The 19142-nt window shown below is 71.3% G+C and carries 20 protein-coding genes; 12 read left to right on the forward strand and 8 right to left on the reverse strand.

All coding sequences use genetic code 11. The features are described from left to right. Window positions 1-7 precede the first annotated feature (7 nt). Window positions 8-1021 carry an alpha/beta fold hydrolase gene (locus AC068Z_RS01280; protein WP_478551145.1) on the reverse strand — a complete coding sequence of 338 codons (1014 nt, stop codon included), beginning with the start codon at window positions 1019-1021 and terminating at the stop codon, window positions 8-10. 221 nt (window positions 1022-1242) lie between these two features. Between AC068Z_RS01280 and AC068Z_RS01285 the strand changes: the two genes are divergently transcribed. The 4 genes from AC068Z_RS01285 (at window position 1243) to AC068Z_RS01300 (ending at window position 3147) form a co-directional block, all read left to right on the forward strand. Continuing rightward, window positions 1243-1467: a hypothetical protein gene (locus AC068Z_RS01285; protein ID WP_478551147.1), complete on the forward strand. Its 225-nt coding sequence runs from the start codon at window positions 1243-1245 to the stop codon at window positions 1465-1467. Between the two features lie 197 nt (window positions 1468-1664). Next, window positions 1665-2309 carry a TetR/AcrR family transcriptional regulator gene (locus AC068Z_RS01290; protein WP_451720191.1) on the forward strand — a complete coding sequence of 215 codons (645 nt, stop codon included), beginning with the start codon at window positions 1665-1667 and terminating at the stop codon, window positions 2307-2309. Window positions 2310-2455: 146 nt separating this feature from the next. Continuing rightward, window positions 2456-2683 (forward strand): DUF3107 domain-containing protein, encoded by a 228-nt coding sequence (locus AC068Z_RS01295; protein WP_361527432.1) that lies wholly within the window; start codon window positions 2456-2458, stop codon window positions 2681-2683. 194 nt (window positions 2684-2877) lie between these two features. Further along, on the forward strand, window positions 2878-3147 hold the full coding sequence (locus AC068Z_RS01300) for a hypothetical protein (RefSeq protein ID WP_478551150.1): 270 nt from the start codon (window positions 2878-2880) through the stop codon (window positions 3145-3147). Window positions 3148-3319: 172 nt separating this feature from the next. Here the strand turns inward: AC068Z_RS01300 and AC068Z_RS01305 are convergent, their stop codons facing one another. Continuing rightward, window positions 3320-4057 (reverse strand): ferritin-like fold-containing protein, encoded by a 738-nt coding sequence (locus tag AC068Z_RS01305; protein WP_478551152.1) that lies wholly within the window; start codon window positions 4055-4057, stop codon window positions 3320-3322. Between the two features lie 469 nt (window positions 4058-4526). Here AC068Z_RS01305 and AC068Z_RS01310 point away from each other — a divergent pair, with 469 nt between their 5' ends. Then, window positions 4527-7325 (forward strand): DEAD/DEAH box helicase, encoded by a 2799-nt coding sequence (locus AC068Z_RS01310; protein ID WP_478551154.1) that lies wholly within the window; start codon window positions 4527-4529, stop codon window positions 7323-7325. A 339-nt stretch (window positions 7326-7664) separates the two neighbouring features. Beyond that, window positions 7665-8534, forward strand: coding sequence for an alpha/beta fold hydrolase (locus tag AC068Z_RS01315; RefSeq protein ID WP_478551156.1), 870 nt, complete (start codon window positions 7665-7667; stop codon window positions 8532-8534). A gap of 60 nt (window positions 8535-8594) precedes the next feature. On the opposite strand, the gene AC068Z_RS01320 is transcribed toward AC068Z_RS01315, so the two are convergent. Further along, window positions 8595-9488, reverse strand: a complete 894-nt coding sequence (locus tag AC068Z_RS01320; RefSeq protein ID WP_478551158.1) for an NYN domain-containing protein — start codon at window positions 9486-9488, stop codon at window positions 8595-8597. A 174-nt stretch (window positions 9489-9662) separates the two neighbouring features. Here AC068Z_RS01320 and AC068Z_RS01325 point away from each other — a divergent pair, with 174 nt between their 5' ends. Further along, a complete protein-coding gene (locus AC068Z_RS01325) occupies window positions 9663-9815 on the forward strand; it encodes a hypothetical protein (RefSeq protein WP_015658004.1) in 153 nt (50 codons plus the stop codon). Window positions 9816-9893: 78 nt separating this feature from the next. On the opposite strand, the gene AC068Z_RS01330 is transcribed toward AC068Z_RS01325, so the two are convergent. The 3 genes from AC068Z_RS01330 to AC068Z_RS01340 form a co-directional block, all read right to left on the reverse strand. After that, window positions 9894-10499 carry a MarC family protein gene (locus tag AC068Z_RS01330; RefSeq protein WP_478551161.1) on the reverse strand — a complete coding sequence of 202 codons (606 nt, stop codon included), beginning with the start codon at window positions 10497-10499 and terminating at the stop codon, window positions 9894-9896. Between the two features lie 50 nt (window positions 10500-10549). Beyond that, the gene (locus AC068Z_RS01335; RefSeq protein ID WP_478551163.1) at window positions 10550-11407 is read right to left on the reverse strand and encodes a PHP domain-containing protein; all 858 of its coding nucleotides are present in this window, start codon (window positions 11405-11407) and stop codon (window positions 10550-10552) included. A 122-nt stretch (window positions 11408-11529) separates the two neighbouring features. Then, entirely contained in the window at window positions 11530-12171 is a 642-nt protein-coding gene (locus tag AC068Z_RS01340) for a DUF6758 family protein (RefSeq protein ID WP_451720215.1), read from the reverse strand. A 184-nt stretch (window positions 12172-12355) separates the two neighbouring features. On the opposite strand from AC068Z_RS01340, the gene AC068Z_RS01345 reads away from it, so the two are divergent. Next, window positions 12356-13579, forward strand: coding sequence for an MFS transporter (locus AC068Z_RS01345; protein WP_478551165.1), 1224 nt, complete (start codon window positions 12356-12358; stop codon window positions 13577-13579). A 30-nt stretch (window positions 13580-13609) separates the two neighbouring features. Here AC068Z_RS01345 and AC068Z_RS01350 read toward each other — a convergent pair whose 3' ends face one another. Further along, window positions 13610-14194, reverse strand: coding sequence for a suppressor of fused domain protein (locus tag AC068Z_RS01350; RefSeq protein ID WP_478551166.1), 585 nt, complete (start codon window positions 14192-14194; stop codon window positions 13610-13612). Between the two features lie 464 nt (window positions 14195-14658). On the opposite strand from AC068Z_RS01350, the gene AC068Z_RS01355 reads away from it, so the two are divergent. Together AC068Z_RS01355 and AC068Z_RS01360 are read left to right on the forward strand one after the other, a co-directional pair. Beyond that, a complete protein-coding gene (locus tag AC068Z_RS01355) occupies window positions 14659-15789 on the forward strand; it encodes a magnesium and cobalt transport protein CorA (RefSeq protein WP_478551167.1) in 1131 nt (376 codons plus the stop codon). A 34-nt stretch (window positions 15790-15823) separates the two neighbouring features. Next, window positions 15824-16345, forward strand: coding sequence for a hypothetical protein (locus AC068Z_RS01360; RefSeq protein ID WP_478551169.1), 522 nt, complete (start codon window positions 15824-15826; stop codon window positions 16343-16345). A 17-nt stretch (window positions 16346-16362) separates the two neighbouring features. Here the strand turns inward: AC068Z_RS01360 and AC068Z_RS01365 are convergent, their stop codons facing one another. Continuing rightward, complete coding sequence (locus tag AC068Z_RS01365) at window positions 16363-17052, reverse strand: LolA-like protein (protein WP_478552250.1); 690 nt, start codon at window positions 17050-17052, stop codon at window positions 16363-16365. Between the two features lie 210 nt (window positions 17053-17262). Between AC068Z_RS01365 and AC068Z_RS01370 the strand changes: the two genes are divergently transcribed. Beyond that, window positions 17263-18564 carry a magnesium transporter MgtE N-terminal domain-containing protein gene (locus tag AC068Z_RS01370; protein ID WP_478551171.1) on the forward strand — a complete coding sequence of 434 codons (1302 nt, stop codon included), beginning with the start codon at window positions 17263-17265 and terminating at the stop codon, window positions 18562-18564. Beyond that, on the forward strand, window positions 18554-19141 hold the full coding sequence (locus AC068Z_RS01375; RefSeq protein WP_478551173.1) for a DUF1003 domain-containing protein: 588 nt from the start codon (window positions 18554-18556) through the stop codon (window positions 19139-19141). Before AC068Z_RS01370 ends, AC068Z_RS01375 begins: the two co-directional genes overlap by 11 nt. Window position 19142: the final 1 nt, after the last annotated feature.

Consider the following 19142-nt stretch of genomic DNA (forward strand, 5'->3'; position numbering starts at 1 on the left):
GCGCGCCTCAGCTCCCCGAGGTCTCGGTCAGGGTCCCTCTGTCCTCGGGAGCGGCATCGGCACCGCCCTCGCTCTCCGCGAGCAGTTCGCGGAAGGCCCGGGCCACCACGTCCGGGTACTCCATCATCGCCACGTGCCCCGCGTCCGGCAGGCTCAGCAGCCGGGAGTCGCGGAACGCGCGGGCCGCCCGCCGGGCCATGCGATAGCCGACGAGCTGGTCCCGGCCGCCGTAGACGAGGAGCGTCGGGGCGAGGACGCGCTCGGCCTGGCGCCAGAGCGCGTGCTGGCCGCCGAGCGTGTAGGCGTTGACGATCCCGCGCGCGGAGCGCGCCATCGCGTCCCAGAAGTACGGCAGTTGCAGCCGCCGCTCCATCTCCTCGACGGCGTTGCGGAACCCCTCGTCGGTCACCCGCCCGGGATCGCCGTAACACAGCGCCATCACCCCGCGGACCCGCTGCTCCGCCGACCACTCCTTGGTGATCCGGGTGAAGAGCGAGGCCACTCCGGGCAGCGCCAGCAGCGCGGTCGGCATGGCGGTGCGCTGGACGAGAATCTCCGGAAGGGCGGGGGACACGAGCGTGAGCGTACGGACGAGATCGGGTCGTACGGCGGCGACGCGCGTGGCGACCGCGCCACCGAGCGAGTTGCCGAAGAGATGGACGGAGCCGCGCCCGGAGGCGTCGAGATAGCGGATCACCGCCCGCGCGTGGGCGGTGATCGAGTAGTCGCCGTCGTCCGGCGGCGGGGAGTCGCCGAAGCCGGGCAGGTCCACCGCCTCGCCGTCGACGACGGCCTCCAGCTGGAGCATCAGCTCCGACCAGTTCTGCGAGGAACCGCCGAGTCCATGGACGTACAGCGCGGGCGGCAGCCCTTCGCGGGCCGGCGGCCTGGACCGTACCGTCAGGGTGATCCCCGGCAGCCCGACCGAGCGCAGCCGCTCGCCCTCCGCGACCCTGACGGTCGTTACCTTCGGCAGGACGTTGGCCGCCGGTGCGGCGGACGGCAGCTCGGTCGAAGACATGCGGCAATGTTACGAGACGATCACGCAGTGGTTCATGTGTTCGCCGTCACAAGAGGGCCGTGTGTCCCCCTGGTTGCCGCTACGGCGGCGGATGCGCGGGGAGTGACGCCACGGACGCGGATCGCATAGCGTCCGGATCGGGTGTCTCCTAGGCTCGTACAGAGGGCACCCGGATGTGGCCCCTGCTTTCCCCAGGGACGTTCGAAGGAAGGGAGCCCATCATGGCCGTAGACCCCACCGACCCCGAGACGTTCGAGGCCGAGGAGACCGAGGAAGCCGAGGAGTTCGACGTCGAGGCGCCCCCGGCGGACGCCGCCGAGCAGCACGCCGACATCGCGCCGAACCACGACGACCCGCTGACCGACCTCGACCAGGACCGCGCCAACGTCGCCGACCTGGCGGAACAGGCCCGGGTCGTCTCGCACGACGAGGACGACTATCGGTGACCGGTGATGCCGAAGGGCACCACTGAGCAGGAGGGAGGCGGGTTTTTGCCCGGCTCACCCGGCTTTGAAACCTTCCGCACGGCTTTCGTCACCGTCCGGTCCGTGAAATTCTGCGCTCGCACCGCGCACACCAGGGTTACCGAAAAGTACGATGGCGGCGCGGCGCACACCGCATGTGGACGACTTTGGGAGGCGGCGTGACAGCCATCGAGCAGACAGAGGCGGCACGCCCGCGAGGGACGCGCCTGCCGCGCCGTGCCCGACGCAATCAGCTGCTGGGCGCCGCGCAGGAGGTCTTCGTGGCGCAGGGCTACCACGCGGCCGCGATGGACGACATCGCCGAGCGGGCCGGCGTCAGCAAGCCCGTGCTCTACCAGCACTTCCCGGGCAAGCTCGACCTCTATCTCGCCCTGTTGGACCAGCACTGCGAGTCCCTGATCCAGTCGGTGCGCAACGCCCTCGCGTCGACGACCGACAACAAGCAGCGCGTCCGCGCGACCATGGACGCCTACTTCGCCTACGTCGAGGACGACGGCGGCGCCTTCCGGCTGGTCTTCGAGTCGGACCTGACCAACGAGCCCGCCGTGCGCGAGCGCGTGGACAAGGTCACGAACGAGTGCGCCGAGGCGATCTGCGACGTCATCGCCGAGGACACGGGCCTGTCCCGCGCGGAGTCGATGCTGCTGGCCTCCGGGCTCGGCGGCCTCGCCCAGGTCGTGGCCCGTTCGTGGCTGCACAGCGACCGCAGCGTCCCGCGCGACCAGGCGGTGCAGCTGCTGACCTCGCTCGCCTGGCGGGGCATCGCGGGCTTCCCGCTGCACGGGACCGACCAGCACCACTGAGAAGCGGCTCTCCGATGCTCTGTTCCCGTCCGGTGTTCGCTCCTGGCGTTCCCGGGCGGAGCGTGTACGTCCCCTCACCGGGCTAATGTGTGCTGGGTACGGCGCGGACTGTCGCGCACTTCACTGACCGTCGGAGGGACATAGCCGTGGAGGTCAAGATCGGCGTGCAGCACGCGCCCCGCGAGATCGTTCTGGAGAGCGGTCAGAGCGCCGAGGAGGTCGAGCGGGCCGTGTCGGAGGCGCTGGCCGGCAAGTCGGCGCTGCTGAGCCTCGTGGACGAGCACGGCCGCAAGGTCCTCGTCCCGGCCGACCGTCTCGCGTACGTCGAGCTCGGCGAGGCGGCCCCGCGCAAGGTGGGCTTCGGCGCGCTGTAAGCGGCAGCTGCACTGAAGGGCCCGGCGGTTTCCGAACCGCCGGGCCCTTCGTCGTCGCTCGACCCCGCCCCGACCCGCTCTCCTTCACGGATGGAGCACAACTCCGACACAGGGGAGGATTGGATTCCGCAGGTCAGGGGTATGACGGACGACGACCGTACCGAGCTGGCCGGCCATGTGGGAGGGACCCCAACATGCTCTTGGAAGCGCTGAGTGCCGCGATCCTCGGCCTGGCCCTGTCATGGGCGGCGGCGGCCCGGCTGCCGCACCGTCTGCCCGCCCGCTCCCTCGTCTTCGCGACGGGAGTCGCCGGGGCCCTCTTCGGCGCCTTCGTCACCCACACGGCGCTGGATCTGGGCAACCTGTTGCTGATCCTCGCGGGCGCCGCGGCGGTCTCGGCGGCGTCCCTCTCGCTCCTGCTCCGCCCTTCGGGGGGCAGACTGGGCCGCAGGGCGACGGCGTGAGACGGAACTGACCAACAGGCGGCGCAGTTCCGGCGGAAGGGGCGCGGGGCCGCGTGGACATGCGGCTCCACCGCGTGGGCGCGACCAGCCCCCGCACACCCGCGGCCGCGCCGCCACAGAAGCAGCAACAGAAGCAGCGACAGAAGCAGCAAGACCCCGCCCCCGCAGAGGGCTACGCGGCCAAGCCCAGCGCAGCCATCCGCTTCGTGTGTGCCTCGGTGATCCGGGAGAACATCCGCCCGACCTCGGCGAGATCGAACCCGTCGGCGACCCCGCCGACCAGCATCGTCGACAGCGCGTCCCGGTCGGCGACCACCCGCTGGGACTGCGACAGCGCCTCGCCCATCAGCCGCCGGGCCCACAGCGCGAGCCGTCCGCCCACCCGCGGATCGGCGTCGATCGCGGCCCGTACCTTCTCGACCGCGAACCCGGCGTGACCGGTGTCGTCCAGCACCGCCAGAACCAGCTCGCGCGTGTCCGAGTCGAGGCGGGCCGCGACCTCCCGGTAGAAGTCGCTGGCGATCGAGTCGCCGACGTACGCCTTGACGAGGCCCTCGAGCCAGTCCGACGGCGCCGTCTGCTTGTGGAAGCCGTCCAGCGCGGCCACGAACGGCTCCATCGCGGTCGTCGGCTCCTCGCCGATCGAGGTCAGCCGGTCGCGCAGCTGCTCGAAGTGGTGGAACTCGGCCGACGCCATCTTCGCCAGCTCCGCCTTGTCCGCGAGCGTCGGCGCCAGCTTCGCGTCCTCCGCGAGCCGCTCGAACGCCGCGAGCTCGCCGTACGCGAGCGCGCCGAGGAGATCGACGACCGCGGCCCGGTACTGCGGGTCGGCGGAGGCCTGGGCCCAGTCCTGGGCGGCCACTCCGGTGTGCTCGGCGGGTGCGTCAGAGGTGTTGTCAGGCGTCGTCATGAAGCGCACAATAGTCCGCTTGCCGTGCCACGGAAGTCCCTGGTCAATCAGTGTGACGACGACTACGTGACCAAATCGGCCATCACGTGTGCGTGATTCCGGGGTATGGTGGTAATGCGCCTGCCGAGTATTCGACGGGCCGCACGTATGAGGATGCCCGGTCGGTGGCCCGATCGGCTCCGACCCGACAGCCCCTCGTCCGTACGGCACAGTGCGTGCGGATTCCCGGGGGGACACCCTCAGCGGTACGAGCGCTAGAGCGTCGACAGTGGTCCCGTGCCCTACGGCTTCGCCCGTAAGGCAGCCGACGTCCCCGGCACGGTCCGTCAAGACCCCCGCGCTCGCCTCGCACCGCGCACACAGAAGAGGCAGCACCCTGACTACGACTTTCCGAGAGCTCGGAATCCTTCCCGAGACCGCCGAGGCGCTTGAGGCCGTCGGCATCATCAACCCCTTCCCCATCCAGGAGATGACGCTCCCCGTCGCCCTCTCGGGCACCGACGTCATCGGCCAGGCCAAGACCGGTACCGGCAAGACGCTGGGCTTCGGTCTCCCGCTCCTGGAGCGCGTCACCGTCCCTGCCGACGTCGAGGCCGGCCGCGCCGCGCCCGAGGCGCTCACCGACGCCCCGCAGGCGCTCGTCGTCGTCCCCACGCGCGAGCTGTGCACGCAGGTCACCAACGACCTGCTGACCGCCGGCAAGGTGCGCAACGTCCGCGTTCTCGCGATCTACGGCGGCCGTGCCTACGAGCCCCAGGTCGAGGCCCTCAAGAAGGGCGTCGACGTGATCGTCGGCACCCCGGGCCGACTGCTGGACCTCGCGGGCCAGAAGAAGCTCAACCTCAAGCACGTCAAGGCGCTCGTCCTCGACGAGGCCGACGAGATGCTCGACCTGGGCTTCCTGCCCGACGTCGAGAAGATCATCAACATGCTGCCGGCCCGCCGCCAGACCATGCTGTTCTCGGCGACCATGCCGGGCGCGGTCATCGGTCTCGCGCGCCGCTACATGTCGCAGCCCACCCACATCCGCGCCACCGCGCCGGACGACGAGGGCGTGACGGTCGCGAACATCGCGCAGCACGTCTACCGCGCGCACAACATGGACAAGCCGGAGATGGTCGCGCGCATACTGCAGGCCGACGGCCGGGGACTGGCCATGGTCTTCTGCCGTACGAAGCGCACCGCGGCCGATCTCGCCGACCAGCTCAAGCAGCGTGGTTTCGCCTCCGGCGCGGTCCACGGCGACCTGGGCCAGGGCGCCCGTGAGCAGGCGCTGCGCGCCTTCCGCAACGGCAAGGTGGACGTCCTCGTCTGCACCGACGTCGCCGCGCGCGGTATCGACGTCGAGGGCGTGACGCACGTCATCAACTACCAGTCTCCGGAAGAGGAGAAGACGTACCTGCACCGCATCGGCCGTACCGGCCGCGCGGGCAACACGGGTACGGCGATCACGCTCGTCGACTGGGACGACATCCCGCGCTGGCAGCTGATCAACAAGGCGCTGGAGCTGAACTTCAACGACCCGCCGGAGACGTACTCCACGTCCCCGCACCTCTTCGAGGAGCTGAGCATCCCCGCGGGCACCAAGGGTGTCCTGCCGCGCTCGGAGCGTACGCGCGCCGGTCTGGACGCGGAGGAGCTCGAGGACCTCGGCGAGACCGGTGGCCGCGGTGCGCGCGGTCGCGGTGGCCGGGGCGGTCGTGGCGACGTCCGCGACGAGTCCCGTACGGCCGAGCGCGAGCGCCCGGCGCGCACGCCGCGCCGTCGCCGCCGTACCCGTGGCGGTGCCGCGCTGGACGCGACCGCGGCGCCGACCGCCGCGCCGACGGCGGAGACCACCGAGTCGGCCACGGACGAGTCCACCGCGACCCGCACCCCGCGCCGCCGCCGTCGCACCCGCTCCGGTGCGGCGCCCGAGTCGGTCACGACGACCGCGACGGCGTCGGCGGAAGCCGCCGTCGACACGGCCGAGGGCACGGCTCCTACGGCGGAGGCGACCCCGCAGGCCCCGCAGTCCCTGGAGACCCCGGCCAAGCCGCGCCGCCGCCGCACCCGCAGGTCCGCGGAGCCGACGGAGGTCGCGGCCGAGCAGGTTGTCGCGGAGACGCCCGCGCCGCTCGCTGAGCCCACGGAGGCCGAGACCAAGCCCCGCCGCCGTACGCGCAAGGTGGCCGAGCCGACGGAGATCGCGGCCGAGCAGGCCGTAGCGACGCCGACCGAGCCCACCGAGGCCGAGACCAAGCCGCGCCGCCGTACCCGCAAGGTGGCCGAGCCGACGGAGATCGCGGCCGAGCAGGCCGTAGCGACGCCGACCGAGCCCACCGAGGCCGAGACCAAGCCGCGCCGCCGTACCCGCAAGGTGGCCGAGCCGACGGAGATCGCGGCCGCGGTGGACACCGCGGAGGCGACCGAGGCCAAGCCCCGGCGCACCCGCAAGGCCACGGCAGCCGCCGAGACGGCGGTCGACACGGCCGAGGCCGTCGAGGCCAAGCCGAAGACGCGCCGCACCCGCAAGGCCGCCGAGGCGACGCCGGAGTCGACGGAGGTGGCCCCCGAGGCCGCGCCGCGTCGCCGGACCCGCAAGACGGCCGAGCCGGCCGCCGAGGCCGCGCTCGACACCGCGGAGGCGACCGAGGCCAAGCCCCGGCGCACCCGCAAGGCGACGACGGCAGCGGAGGCCGCCGTCGACACCGCCGAGGCCGAGCCGCGCCGTACCCGCAAGGCCACGGCCACCGCCGCGACCGCCGAGATCCCGGCCCAGGCGGCCCAGGAGCCGGAGACCGCCGAGGCCAAGCCCCGGCGCACCCGTAAGGCGACGACGGCTGCCGAGGCCGCGGTCGACACGGCCGAGGCCGTCGAGGCCAAGCCGAAGGTCCGCCGGACGCGCAAGGCGACGGCAGCCACCGAGGAAGCGGCGGAGCCCAAGCCGCGCCGCACCCGTAAGGCGACGGCAGCGGCCGAGACCGCGGTCGACACGGCCGAGGCCACCGAGGCCAAGCCGAAGACGCGCCGCACCCGCAAGACGGCCGAGGCGACGCCGGAAGCGACGCCGGAGTCGGCGGAGACCGCCGCCGTGGCCAAGCCGCGCCGGACCCGCAAGGCCACGGCCACCGCCGCGACCGCCGAGATCCCGGCCCAGGCCGCGGACGAGCCGACGGCCCCGCGCCGCCGGACCCGCAAGGCGACGGCAGCCACCGAGGAGGCGGCGGAGCCCAAGCCCCGCCGCACCCGCAAGGCCACGGTCGCCGCAGAGCCCACGGAGAGCTGATCTCCCCACCGAACGGCCCGGTACCCCGCACGTGGGACCGGGCCGTTCGCCATTTCAGGGCCCGCCCAACCCCAGCCCGGCCCCGAAACCCCCCGCCCCCGACGCCCCGGAGCACCACCGCCCGTCAGCCCTCCCCGGCCCCCTGCCCGCGCCCACTTCCGCCCCCGACGCCTTGAACACAACAGCCCCGCCCAACCCCCTGCCCGGCCCCGGAACCTCCCGCCCCCGCGGGCCAAACCACCCTTCAGGCCCGCCCGGCAACCCGCACAACCCGCCCACCCCCGGACCGCTCACCCTCCGCCAACCGTCCGTTCCCCGTCCCCCGCTACCCTCACCCCCGTGACCACCCCCGCCCCCGCCCCGCTCACCCCGCCCCCGGGCGCCCGCGCCTACCCTCTGCGCACCGCGCGCGGGGAGTTCGCCGTCGTCGACTGTCCCGTGCCGGACGGCGTCGCTCAGCGGGGTGTCGCCCTGCTGCTTCCCGGGTTCACCGGCAGCAAGGAGGACTTCGGCCTCCTGCATGTGCCGCTCGCCGCGCGCGGGTACCGCACGGTCGCCGTGGACGGGCGGGGGCAGTACGAGTCGGACGGGCCCGCCGACGACGAATCGGCCTACGCTCAGAGCGAGTTGGCGAAGGATGTGCTCGCGCAGACGGAAGCCCTCGGCGCCCCGGTCCACCTCGTCGGGCACTCCCTCGGCGGCCAGATCGCCCGCGCCGCCGTCCTGCTCGACCACTCCCCCTTCCGGTCCCTCACCCTCATCGCGTCCGGCCCCGCCGAGATCTCCGTCCCCCAGCAGCAGCGCGTCAAGCTGCTGAGCGACGCGCTCGCCGTGATGACGATGCCGGAGGTGTGGGACGCGATCCTGGCCATGGGCCCGCCCGAGGAGGTCGGCGGCCCGGCACGCGGACTTGGCGGGCTCGACCACCTGCGCCGCCGTTGGCTGGGCAACAAACCCGCCCAACTCAGGTCGACCGGACGCCAGTTGTGCACCGAGCCGGACCGCGTGGCCGAACTGGCCACCGTACCCCTGCCGTTCCATGTCCTGTCGGGCGAGAGGGACGACACCTGGCCGGTGCGCATCCTGGACGATATGGCCGTACGGCTGCACGCGCGCCGCACGGTCGTCCCCGGCGCCGAGCACTCCCCCAACACCGACCGCCCCGGCCCCACAGCCGAAGCCCTCGCCGACTTCTGGGATCAGGGCTAGTACGAATCAGGGCCAGTACGGACCACGGTCAGTACGGACCACGGTCAGTACGGATCACGGTCAGTACTGCGCCTGCAAGTGCTCCCAAAACCCGTCCCGCAGCGCCCGCCGCAGATCCGCCTGGCCGCGCAGCGAGTACTGCAGCAGACCCTCCGCCTCCACCAGCAGGTCCTGGTCGACGGAGCCCGGCAGATAAGGATGCCCGGGCAGCAGTTCCACCAGTGACTCCCGGCCCCGCGCCGCGAGCCACTTCGCCGCGATCTGGGCGCCGACGAACCGCACGTCCTCGCGGGTGGGCCGGGCCCCCGGCACCTCGTAGGCGGCGGCGGTGCGCCGGGAGACGTACGGCTTGAAGAAGTCGAGGTCGAGGGTGCGCTGGCTGTCGACCTCCCAGAGCAGCGGCTCGGCCTGGTTGCGCCCCTCCGGTGCCTCGATGCCCCACAGATGGACCCGGGCGCCGTACCCCTGGGCCGCCTCCACCGCGGAGACCAGGTCCTCGTCGCCGCCGAGGAGTGCCGCGTCGCTGATGGCGCGGTGCCGGGCGAGCGACTCGAGGTCGGTGCGGATCAGCGAGTCGACGCCCTTCTGCTGGTTGTTGGAGTTGAGGTTGCCGAGCCGCACCTTCACGTCCGGCAGCTCGGCGATCGACTGCTGCTCGGCGGTGTGGATACGGCGCCGGGCGCCGTCGTACCAGTAGACGCGCAGCAGCCTGCTGTCCGCGAAGATCGTGCGGGCGCGGTCGATCAGCGCCTCGATCAGCCCCTCGGCGTCCAGGTCGAAGGCGCGCCGGTCCTCGGTTCCGGCGACGAGCCGGCCCGCGGCCGCGTACAGATACCCCGCGTCGACGAAGATCGCATGGGTCGAGGGTGTCTTCGCCACCTCGGCGAGCATGCGCTGGAGCAACTCGTTGGTGCGGTCGATACGGGCGCCGAGCGCCGCGAGGTCGTCGTTCATCACCTCTATTGTCCCGGCGGTCACGCAGCGAACACAACCGGTCCCGCTCGGTCTCACGGCCACCGCTTACCGGTCAGTATTTAGCCGTTCGAAAAATTTCTTTAGCGTAGGGAATGTTTGTAACGCGCAAGCCGTTGACTCGTACGTACCAAGGAACCAGACGAAGGGAGAAGCATGCGCTTCGAGATCATGCGACTGGACGAGGTCAACGGCACGACCGTGGACAGCACCGTCGTGGACGCCGCCTCCGTCAACCGGATCGTTCAGCAGGCCGCGGCGATCGGACAGCGGCTGTGGATCCGCCCGGCCGAGGTTTCCGCCTCGTAACCCGGATCCCACCCACCAAGCTTCAGGGCCCCGTACGGAAACGCCGTACGGGGCCCTGCGCATGTCCGCGGCGACGGGTCAGCTCGCCTGGATCACCTGTGTGACGCCGTTGATGATCTGCTGCACGGCGATCGCGGAGAGCATCATGCCCGCGAGCCGGGTCACCAGCACCACGCCGCCGTCCTTGATGACCCGGATGATCAGCAGCGAGTACCGCATGACCAGCCACAGCACGACATGGATCGCGAGGATCGCCGTCCACACCGAGACCTGCGTGGTCACACTGTCGGCCTTCTGCACGGCCAGGATGACGGACACGATCGCACCCGGTCCGGCGAGCAGCGGCATGCCCAGCGGTACGAGGGCGACGTTGACGTCCTTGGTCTGCTTCGGCTCGTCCGTCTTGCCGGTGAGCAGATCGAGCGCGATGAGCAGGAGCAGCAGTCCGCCCGCGATCATCAGCGCGGGCACGGACACGTGCAGGTAGTTCAGGATCTGGTGCCCGAGCAGCCCGAAGACGGTGATCACACCGCCGGCCACGCAGACGGCCTGGAACGCCATCCGCTTCTGCACCTTGGCGGGCCTGCCGGAGGTCAGCGCCAGGAAGATCGGGGTGATCCCAGGGGGATCCATGATGACAAAAAGGGTCAGAAAGAGAGAGCCGAAGACGGCGACGTCGAACATCAGTGAAGGGCCTTGCTGAGAAACGTACGGGTGAGCGCGAGGGTGGGGCCTCAGGCTCCGCCGGTCCCCGGGACGGGGAAGGCGCCGGTCGCGCGGCGCGTGATCTCGCCGTACACCTCGGGGTCGGTGGTGTACTCGCCGAGGACGCAGGTCTTGCGGCTGCCGTGGTAGTCGCTGGAGCCGGTGGTCAGCAGCCCGAGTTCCTTGCCGAGGCCGCGCAGCCGGGCCCGGGTGTCCGGGTCGTGGTCCATGTGGTCGACCTCGATGCCGTCGAGGCCGGCCGCGGCCAGCTCGGCGATGGCCGACTCGGGCACGGTACGGCCCCGCTTGGCGGCCGCCGGATGCGCGAAGACGGCGACTCCGCCGGCGCCCTTGATCAGCCGGATCGCCTCGAAGGGATCCGTCTCGTGCTTCTCCATGAAGGCCCGGCCGCCGTCGGCCAGCCAGTCCTGCGTGAAGGCGTCACCCACGGTCGGCGCGACCCCGAGCTCGACCAGCGCGGAGGCGACGTGCGGGCGCCCGACGGAGCCGTCACCGGCGATCCGCGCGACCTGCTCCCAGGTCACCGGCACGCCCAGCGCGTTCAGCTTGGCGATCATGCCCTTGGCCCGCGGCACCCGGTCGTCCCGCACCAGCTCGCGCTCGGCGAGCAGCGCCGGCTCCTCGGGGTCGAAGAGGTAGGCCAGCATGTGCATGCTGATCCCGTCGATACGACAGGACAGCTCCGCCCCGGTGACCAGCGTCAGCCCCTCGGGCAGCGCGGCGACGGCCTCGGCGTACCCACGGGTGGTGTCGTGATCGGTGAGCGCCACGACGTCCAGCCCGGCAGCGGCGGCATTGCGCACCAGCTCGGCGGGCGTGTCCGTGCCGTCGGACGCGGTGGAGTGGGTGTGCAGATCGATACGCACGCGCGGACTCCAACGGGACGGACGGCAAGGGGACACGCCAAGGATAGCGGCAAAAAGAAGCGGTCCTGTCACACCCGAAACGGGGGTTCACTTCTTACGAACGAGCTGTGAACCGCCCGTGCTCACGGCTCCAGCAACCGGGGTGACAAGGCGCCGCAAGGGACCAGGTCCACTTCCGCCCCCGCGTCCCGCAGATCCGTCAGCACCAGTTCGTCGTACATCAGCAGGCCCGTCTGCTCGGGCCACACCACGGCCCACAGCCACAGCCCCCGCGCCTCGCCCGCGAACACGGCCCGGTCGTCGGGCGAGCCCGTGACGTGCCAGAGCGGAGTCGGCCGGCCCGCAGCCAGCACCTTGGCCTGGGGCGGCTTCTCGACGTTCATGTACGGCCCCGGATCCGGCCCGTCGATCCCCGCGTACCGCGCGCCGAGCCCGACGCCCAGCTCCTCGGCCACCAGGATCAGCTCGCCCATCCCGCCGAGCGGACCGGGACCGGTGCAGGCGACCGCCGTCGCGCGGCCTCCGCTGCGGTCGTCCCCCGCACACGCCACCCCCGTGAACAGCCAGCCGACCGGCAGCGGCCACGGCATCCACACCGGAACCTGCGTGCGATGCACGACGACGCTGAGGGCCTCGACGCTGGGCGGGATCACGGGCTGCAGCGGATGCACCGTGCCGTGCACATCGCACTGCCAGGAATCGGCGAAGAGTCCGGGAGCCCTGACCCGGCCACCACACTTCGGGCAACTGGGTTCGCCCCTCATAGGGCTCCACGGTCCTACCCCTTCTGCGCCACGTCAAGGACGATCACCCGTCCGGACGGAACCGCTCGACCCCGCGCACCCGCCTCCGAAACTAGATGTAGCTTGCATTAATTAGTCGAGCTAACTTATCATGTGTAAATACCAACGATCTCGACCGGGAACCTCTCCGGGAATGGAGCTCACCATGGACCCCTTCGACGCGGGAGCCGGCGGTCTCCTCCGACAGCCCAGGGCCGTGTGGGCGACGGCCGGGGCGTCCGTCGTCGCCTTCATGGGCATCGGCCTCGTCGACCCGATCCTGCCGTCGATCGCCCAGGGCCTGGACGCCTCGGCGAGCCAGGTCTCCCTGCTGTTCACCTCGTACTTCCTGATCACGGCCGTGGCGATGCTGGTCACCGGCTTCGTCTCCAGCCGGATCGGCGGCCGCAGGACCCTGCTGCTCGGCCTCGCCCTCGTCGTGGTCTTCGCGGGCCTGGCGGGCACGTCGGGCTCGGTCGCCGAGCTGGTCGGCTTCCGTGCGGGCTGGGGCCTCGGCAACGCCCTCTTCGTCTCGACCGCCCTCGCCGTCATCGTCGGCGCGGCGGCCGGCGGCAGCGCGGCGGCGATCCTGCTCTACGAGTCCGCGCTCGGCCTCGGCATGGCCTGCGGCCCGCTGCTGGGCGCCCTGCTCGGCGACGCCAGCTGGCGCTACCCGTTCTTCGGCACGGCCTTCCTGATGGCGGTCGGTTTCCTGTGCATCACGGCGTTCCTGAAGGAGCAGCCCAAGCCGGCCCGGAAGACCTCGCTGCTCGACCCGGTCAAGGCGCTCGGCCACGGCGGCCTGGCCTCCGCCGCGGTCTCGTCGTTCTTCTACAACTACACGTTCTTCACCGTGCTGGCCTTCACCCCGTTCGTGCTGAACATGACCCCGTACAAGTCGGGCGCGGTGTTCTTCGCCTGGGGTGTGCTGCTCGCCGTCTTCTCGGTGCTCGTGGCACCACGGCTGCAGAAGCGGTTCGGTTTGCTGAAGGTGCTCGGCGGCTCGCTGGTGCTGCTCGCGGCCGACGTCCTCGTCCTGGGCTACGGCGACCACACCACCGCCGTCGTCTGCACGATCCTGTCTGGTGCCTTCATCGGGGTGAACAACACCGTCTACACCGAGCTGGCGCTCGGCGTCTCGGACGCCCCCCGCCCGGTGGCGAGCGCGGGCTACAACTTCGTGCGCTGGTTCGCGGCCGCCGCGGCGCCCTACTTCGCGCCGAAGATCGAGGAGTGGACCGACGTCCACATGCCGTTCGTGGTGGCGGCGGTCACCGCCGTCCTGGGCGCGGCCGTGGTCGTCGTACGGCGGAAGGCGCTCACGGCCGAGGCGGAGGAGCTGGAGCCGAAGCACGCCACGGAGGACAGTGTCACCGTCTTTGCCAACTGACCTGTGGCAGTGGCTGATTGGTGACCTTGCTCACGCCAGTGAGACCGACGCGCGGGACGGATCCCTGAGGTCCGTCCCGCTGGTCAGCCAGCGCTCCTGGAGCGCCTGGGCGCCGTGCACACGCTTCCAGGCGGCCTCGTTCGGCGTCATGGGGAGCAGCGGCAGGAAGTGGACGGGGTCCATGGGGTCGTCCAGTTCCAGATCCTCGACCAGACCGCCGGGCTCGGCGACCAGGACCGAGGTGAACGGCGCCCCGGGCCACAGGGGTTCACCCACGTCGAGCGAGGCGCCGGGGGCCACGACCACGCCCTCGACCTGCGGGGACGCGGCCAGTACGGCCAGGGCGCGGAGCACCTTGTCGGTGTCGGCGAGGCCCGCCCGGACCGAGAGGACCAGCTCGGCGCGGGGGCCCTTGACGGGATCGGCGACCATGGCGGTGGGGTCGGTCATGGGGTGCGCGGACATGCCGAGGGTGGCGTAGCGGACGATGTCGTCCTCGTGGAAACGCAGTACCTCGACCTGGTCCGTGCCGAGGAAGGTGACCGCGGCGCGGGCGTCCGGTTCGCCCAGCGCGGAGCGCAACCGAGCCTCGACCAGAGGAAGAACATCAGCCATGCGGCGAGCATAGAACTCGTCAGTACCGGGCAAAGCAGCGCCTTGACACTTCAGTCGGCTGATACTCTTGCCCGGTGGTTCGGGGCAGCACGCAGAAGCGTCGCGGTCAGGCCCCGACGCCGACGACACTCCCCTACGGGGGACCGGCCGGAGGAGGTGGGGCTGCAATGGATCGAAGTCGCCCGTGCAGTAGCACCCGCTCTTCCCGCCGCTGACGTAGCTGCTCTGCTTCTAGCCGGCTGCCACCTCTCGCCTGCCTTTCACCGCGGAAGAGCCTTCGTTTCGTTTCGCCTGATCTGTCAGTCAGCAGCAGTAGCTGAACCAGCAGCGAAGCTCGCCACCGCGACGGTGCGGTGCTCCCCGCTTTGTGGACGTGCCAAACATCAGAGGCCAGGACGTCCCCATTCCGGGTAGTTCCACCCGTCGCAGCGGCCTTTCGTTGCCTGCACGCGAAGGAGCCTGCCATGTCGATGATCCGTGACCTGCGTGACGCGGTCCGTCCGACCCGCCCCTCCCTGCGCAAGGGAATTCACCTGGACAGCAGCGGTCCGTACGACACCACCCGTGACCCCGCGACGCCCTCCGCCGTCGTCGACTGCGCCGTCTACCGCGACGGCGCGCGCGTCGAGAGCGGACGGCAGCTCAGCCCGCACGAGGCGATGCGCCATGTGCGGCGCGACGGAGGGTTCGTGTGGATCGGTCTGCACGAGCCGACCGAGGCCGAATTCGCCGGTATCGCCGCCGAGTTCGGGCTTCACCCGCTGGCCGTGGAGGACGCCGTCCAGGCCCATCAGCGGCCCAAGCTGGAGCGCTACGACGACTCGCTGTTCACCGTGTTCAAGACGGTCCACTACGTCGAGCACGACGAACTCACCGCCACCAGCGAGGTGGTGGAGACCGGCGAGGTCATGTGCTTCACCGGCCGGGACTTCTTCATCACCGTCCGGCACGGTGGGCAGGGGTCGTTGCGGGCGCTCAGGCACCGGCTGCAGGACGACCCGGAGTTGCTCGCCAAGGGCCCCTCGGCGGTGCTGCACGCCATCGCCGACCATGTCGTGGACGGCTACATCGCCGTCGCCGACGCGCTCCAGGACGACATCGACGACGTGGAGACGGACGTCTTCTCGCCGGGCCGCAAGGGCAGCCCGCGCGGTACGGACGCCGGCCGGATCTACCAACTCAAGCGCGAGATCCTGGAGTTCAAGCGGGCGGTGTCGCCGCTGCTGCGGCCGATGCAGCTGCTGAGCGAGCGGCCGATGCGGCTGATCGACCCGGACATCCAGAAGTACTTCCGGGACGTCGCCGACCACCTCGCCCGCGTCCAGGAGCAGGTCGTCGGCTTCGACGAGCTCCTCAACTCGATCCTCCAGGCCAACCTCGCGCAGGCGTCCGTGGCGCAGAACGAGGACATGCGGAAGATCACCTCGTGGGCCGCGATCATCGCCGTACCGACGATGGTCTGTGGTGTGTACGGCATGAACTTCGACCACATGCCCGAGACGCACTGGAAGTACGGCTACCCGCTGGTGCTCGGGGTGACGGTGGCCATCTGTCTCGGCATCCACCGCACGCTCAAGCGCAACGGCTGGCTCTAGGGGCGGCTCTAGCGGCGCTGGCTAGGCTTGGCTCATGACAAGTGAGCTGCTCGATCAGGCCCTCGTCGAGGAGGCCACGAAGAAGTCCGGGCTGATCTGGGTCAAGGGGCCGTCGGTCCCGGCCCGGGCGCTGTGGCACGTGTGGCACGACGGCGCGGCCTGTGTCGTCGGCGACGGGCCCGGCGAACAGCCGCTGCCGGGGCTCTCCGACGGCGGCGCGGCCGAGGTCACCGTCCGCAGCAAGGACAAGGGGGGCCGACTGGTCTCCTGGTCGGCGAAGGTCGTGGAGCTGACGTCGGGATCCGAGCAGTGGGAGGCGACGGTCGCCGAGCTCAAGGGCAAGCGGCTCAACGCGCCCGACGGCGAGGCCATGCCGGAGCGCTGGGGCCGGGAGTGCCGGGTGCTGCGCCTGGAGCCCACGGGGTCCACCGCGCCGCTGCCGGACGCCGACCTCTCCGCGGCGCCGCTGCCGTCCCCGGCGACCACCCGCCGCCCGATCCCCGCGGGGCTGCCGAAGCTGCTGTTCAAGGGGCGCAGGCGGAAGAAGGACGCCTAGGACTCGTCTAGGACCGCCTAGGACGTCGGCAGCTGCTGGCCGTAGTCCACCGTCTCGTCCTCCTTCGGCTCCTCCAGGCTGAAGTTCTCGCCCCAGGAGGAGAAGGTCAGCGTGCCCGCGCCGCCGCCGCGGACCAGGCGCAGGGGGTACGGCGTGCCCTCCAGGGAGACGTCGAGCGAGCCGCCGGAGCCCTGGTCGCCGGTGATGCGGACCGTGCGGACACCGGACTGCTCATGACGGCCGTCGGTCTCGACCTTGCCGTGCAGGGTCAGCAGCCCGTCGAGCAGCACGTCCATGTCCGTGAAGCCGCTGAACTTCTTGTACGAGGGGTCCCCCTCGGGCACCTTGACGTACTTGCCGTTGAGTTTGGCGGCCGCCGCCGCGTCCGCGTCCCCGCCGCTCCAGAAGTCCGCGTCCGCCATCAGGAACAGCTGCTCGTCGATCCGCAGCAGCCGGAAGGTCGCCCCCTCGGCGGTGACCGAGCCCATGCCGCCGTCGGCCTTCAGCCGCATGTCGAGTTTGTAGGTGCGGCCGCTGGTGACCACGTTCCCCGAGAGGTGCACCGCGTCGGCGGACCCGGCGGCGGTGAGCGTCTTGCGCTGGATCTGGGCGGCGGACAGCTTGCCGACCCCGTTCGTCCCCGCGTCGGGGTCCTCGCTGCTGCATCCCGTCAGGCCCGTCACGACCAGGGCGCACAGCGCGCTCATCAGCACAGCCCTGCGGGTGCTCGCAGTCACAGGTGGCGCTGCCTTTCTGACGGGGTCCTGACCGGCGTACGGCAGCGTACCGGGGTCGGGAGAGCGCGGCGGAGCCAGTCCGTCCGGACCGCTCACCAGGGCGTACCGGATCCGGACGGGCTAGCCTGAAGCCCATCCGAGCTGGACAGATCAGGTGAAGGCGGACAGGGAGGTGCGGTCATGGCAGGGGGCACTCCCCGGGTTTTCGTCTCGCACCTGTCCGGCGTCGCCGCCTTCGACCCGAACGGCGACCAGGTGGGGCGGGTCCGCGACCTGGTCGTGATGCTGCGGGTGGGCCGCCGTCCCCCACGGCTGCTCGGTCTGGTCGTCGAACTGTCCACCCGGCGCCGCATCTTCCTGCCCATGACCCGGGTGACCAGCATCGAGTCGGGCCAGGTCATCACCACCGGCGTGCTCAACGTCCGCCGCTTCGAGCAACGGCCCACCGAGCGGCTGGTCTTCGGTGAGCTGCTGGACCGCCGGGTCACGCTCGTCGAGAGCGGCGAGGAGGTCACCGTCCTGGATCTGTCGGTGCAGCAGCTGCCGGCCCGGCGGGACTGGGAGATCGACCGGGTGTTCGTCCGCAAGGGCGGCAAGAGCGGGCCGCTCCGGCGCGCCCGGGGTGAGTCGCTGACCGTCGAGTGGTCCGCCGTCACCGGGTTCTCGCTGGAGGAGAAGGGCCAGGGCGCCGAGAGCCTGCTCGCCACCTTCGAGCAGTTGCGCCCCGCCGACCTCGCCAACGTGCTGCACCACCTCTCCCCCAAGCGGCGCGCCGAGGTCGCCGCCGCCCTCGACGACGACCGCCTGGCCGACGTGCTCGAGGAACTGCCCGAGGACGACCAGATCGAGATCCTCGGCAAGCTGAAGGAGGAACGGGCCGCCGACGTCCTGGAGGCCATGGACCCCGACGACGCGGCCGACCTGCTCTCCGAGCTGCCCGAGGACGACCAGGAGCGGCTGCTGAGCCTGATGGAGCCCGACGACGCGGCCGACATGCGGCGGCTGATGGCGTACGAGGAGCACACGGCCGGCGGTCTGATGACGACCGAGCCGATCGTGCTGCGGCCCGACGCCACCGTCGCCGACGCCCTGGCCCGGGTCCGCAACCCCGACCTCTCCCCCGCGCTCGCCGCCCAGGTCTACGTCTGCCGCCCGCCCGACGAGACACCCACCGGCAAGTACCTCGGCACGGTCCACTTCCAGCGCCTGCTGCGCGATCCGCCGTACACGCTGGTCAGCGCGATCATCGACGACGACCTCCAGGCGCTCGACCCGGACGCCGCGCTGCCGGTGGTCGCCGGGTTCTTCGCCACCTACGACATGGTCGCGGCGCCCGTCGTCGACGAGTCCGGCTCGCTGCTGGGCGCGGTCACCGTGGACGACGTACTCGACCACATGCTGCCCGAGGACTGGCGGGAGACGGAGTTCCACCTCGACGAGGACGAGACCGCGGGCGAGGGGGCGGCGGCGCATGGCACCTGAGCGCGAGGGCGGCCGCGAGCGCGCGGTGTCCGGGGCGACGGCCGCGACCCGGCCGCGCGCCCGGCTGGACCAGCCGCGGCCGCCGCGCCGGCGGATCCTGCCCGAGTGGGACCCGGAGGCCTTCGGACGGCTCTCGGAGCGCATCGCGCGCTTCCTCGGCACCGGGCGGTTCATCGTCTGGATGACGGTCGCCATCATCGTCTGGGTGCTGTGGAACGTGTTCGCGCCGAAGGACCTGAAGTTCGACGAGTACCCGTTCATCTTCCTGACCCTGATGCTCTCGCTCCAGGCCTCCTACGCGGCCCCGCTGATCCTGCTCGCGCAGAACCGGCAGGACGACCGCGACCGCGTCAACCTGGAGCAGGACCGCAAGCAGAACGAGCGGTCGATCGCGGACACCGAGTACCTGACCCGGGAGATCGCCGCGCTGCGGATCGGCCTCGGCGAGGTCGCCACCCGCGACTGGATCCGCTCCGAACTCCAGGACGTGCTCAAGGAGCTCGACGGCCACCGCGCGGACGGCCATGTCGTATTCCCGGCAGAACGGTCCACCGGACGTGACGCAGACGACCGCTGAA

It is taken from the genome of Streptomyces sp. NPDC043726 (assembly GCF_056436565.1).

Coding starts and splice junctions, on each gene's coding strand:
- AC068Z_RS01375 (WP_478551173.1), top strand. CDS start 18,554: ATGGCACCTGAGCGCGAGGGCGGCCGCGAGCGCGCGGTGTCCGGGGCG.
- AC068Z_RS01340 (WP_451720215.1), bottom strand. CDS start 12,171: ATGAGGGGCGAACCCAGTTGCCCGAAGTGTGGTGGCCGGGTCAGGGCT.
- AC068Z_RS01300 (WP_478551150.1), top strand. CDS start 2,878: ATGCTCTTGGAAGCGCTGAGTGCCGCGATCCTCGGCCTGGCCCTGTCA.
- AC068Z_RS01305 (WP_478551152.1), bottom strand. CDS start 4,057: ATGACGACGCCTGACAACACCTCTGACGCACCCGCCGAGCACACCGGA.
- AC068Z_RS01365 (WP_478552250.1), bottom strand. CDS start 17,052: ATGAGCGCGCTGTGCGCCCTGGTCGTGACGGGCCTGACGGGATGCAGC.
- AC068Z_RS01370 (WP_478551171.1), top strand. CDS start 17,263: ATGGCAGGGGGCACTCCCCGGGTTTTCGTCTCGCACCTGTCCGGCGTC.
- AC068Z_RS01280 (WP_478551145.1), bottom strand. CDS start 1,021: ATGTCTTCGACCGAGCTGCCGTCCGCCGCACCGGCGGCCAACGTCCTG.
- AC068Z_RS01355 (WP_478551167.1), top strand. CDS start 14,659: ATGTCGATGATCCGTGACCTGCGTGACGCGGTCCGTCCGACCCGCCCC.
- AC068Z_RS01350 (WP_478551166.1), bottom strand. CDS start 14,194: ATGGCTGATGTTCTTCCTCTGGTCGAGGCTCGGTTGCGCTCCGCGCTG.
- AC068Z_RS01325 (WP_015658004.1), top strand. CDS start 9,663: ATGCGCTTCGAGATCATGCGACTGGACGAGGTCAACGGCACGACCGTG.
- AC068Z_RS01360 (WP_478551169.1), top strand. CDS start 15,824: ATGACAAGTGAGCTGCTCGATCAGGCCCTCGTCGAGGAGGCCACGAAG.
- AC068Z_RS01330 (WP_478551161.1), bottom strand. CDS start 10,499: ATGTTCGACGTCGCCGTCTTCGGCTCTCTCTTTCTGACCCTTTTTGTC.
- AC068Z_RS01320 (WP_478551158.1), bottom strand. CDS start 9,488: ATGAACGACGACCTCGCGGCGCTCGGCGCCCGTATCGACCGCACCAAC.
- AC068Z_RS01345 (WP_478551165.1), top strand. CDS start 12,356: ATGGACCCCTTCGACGCGGGAGCCGGCGGTCTCCTCCGACAGCCCAGG.
- AC068Z_RS01310 (WP_478551154.1), top strand. CDS start 4,527: ATGACGCTCCCCGTCGCCCTCTCGGGCACCGACGTCATCGGCCAGGCC.
- AC068Z_RS01285 (WP_478551147.1), top strand. CDS start 1,243: ATGGCCGTAGACCCCACCGACCCCGAGACGTTCGAGGCCGAGGAGACC.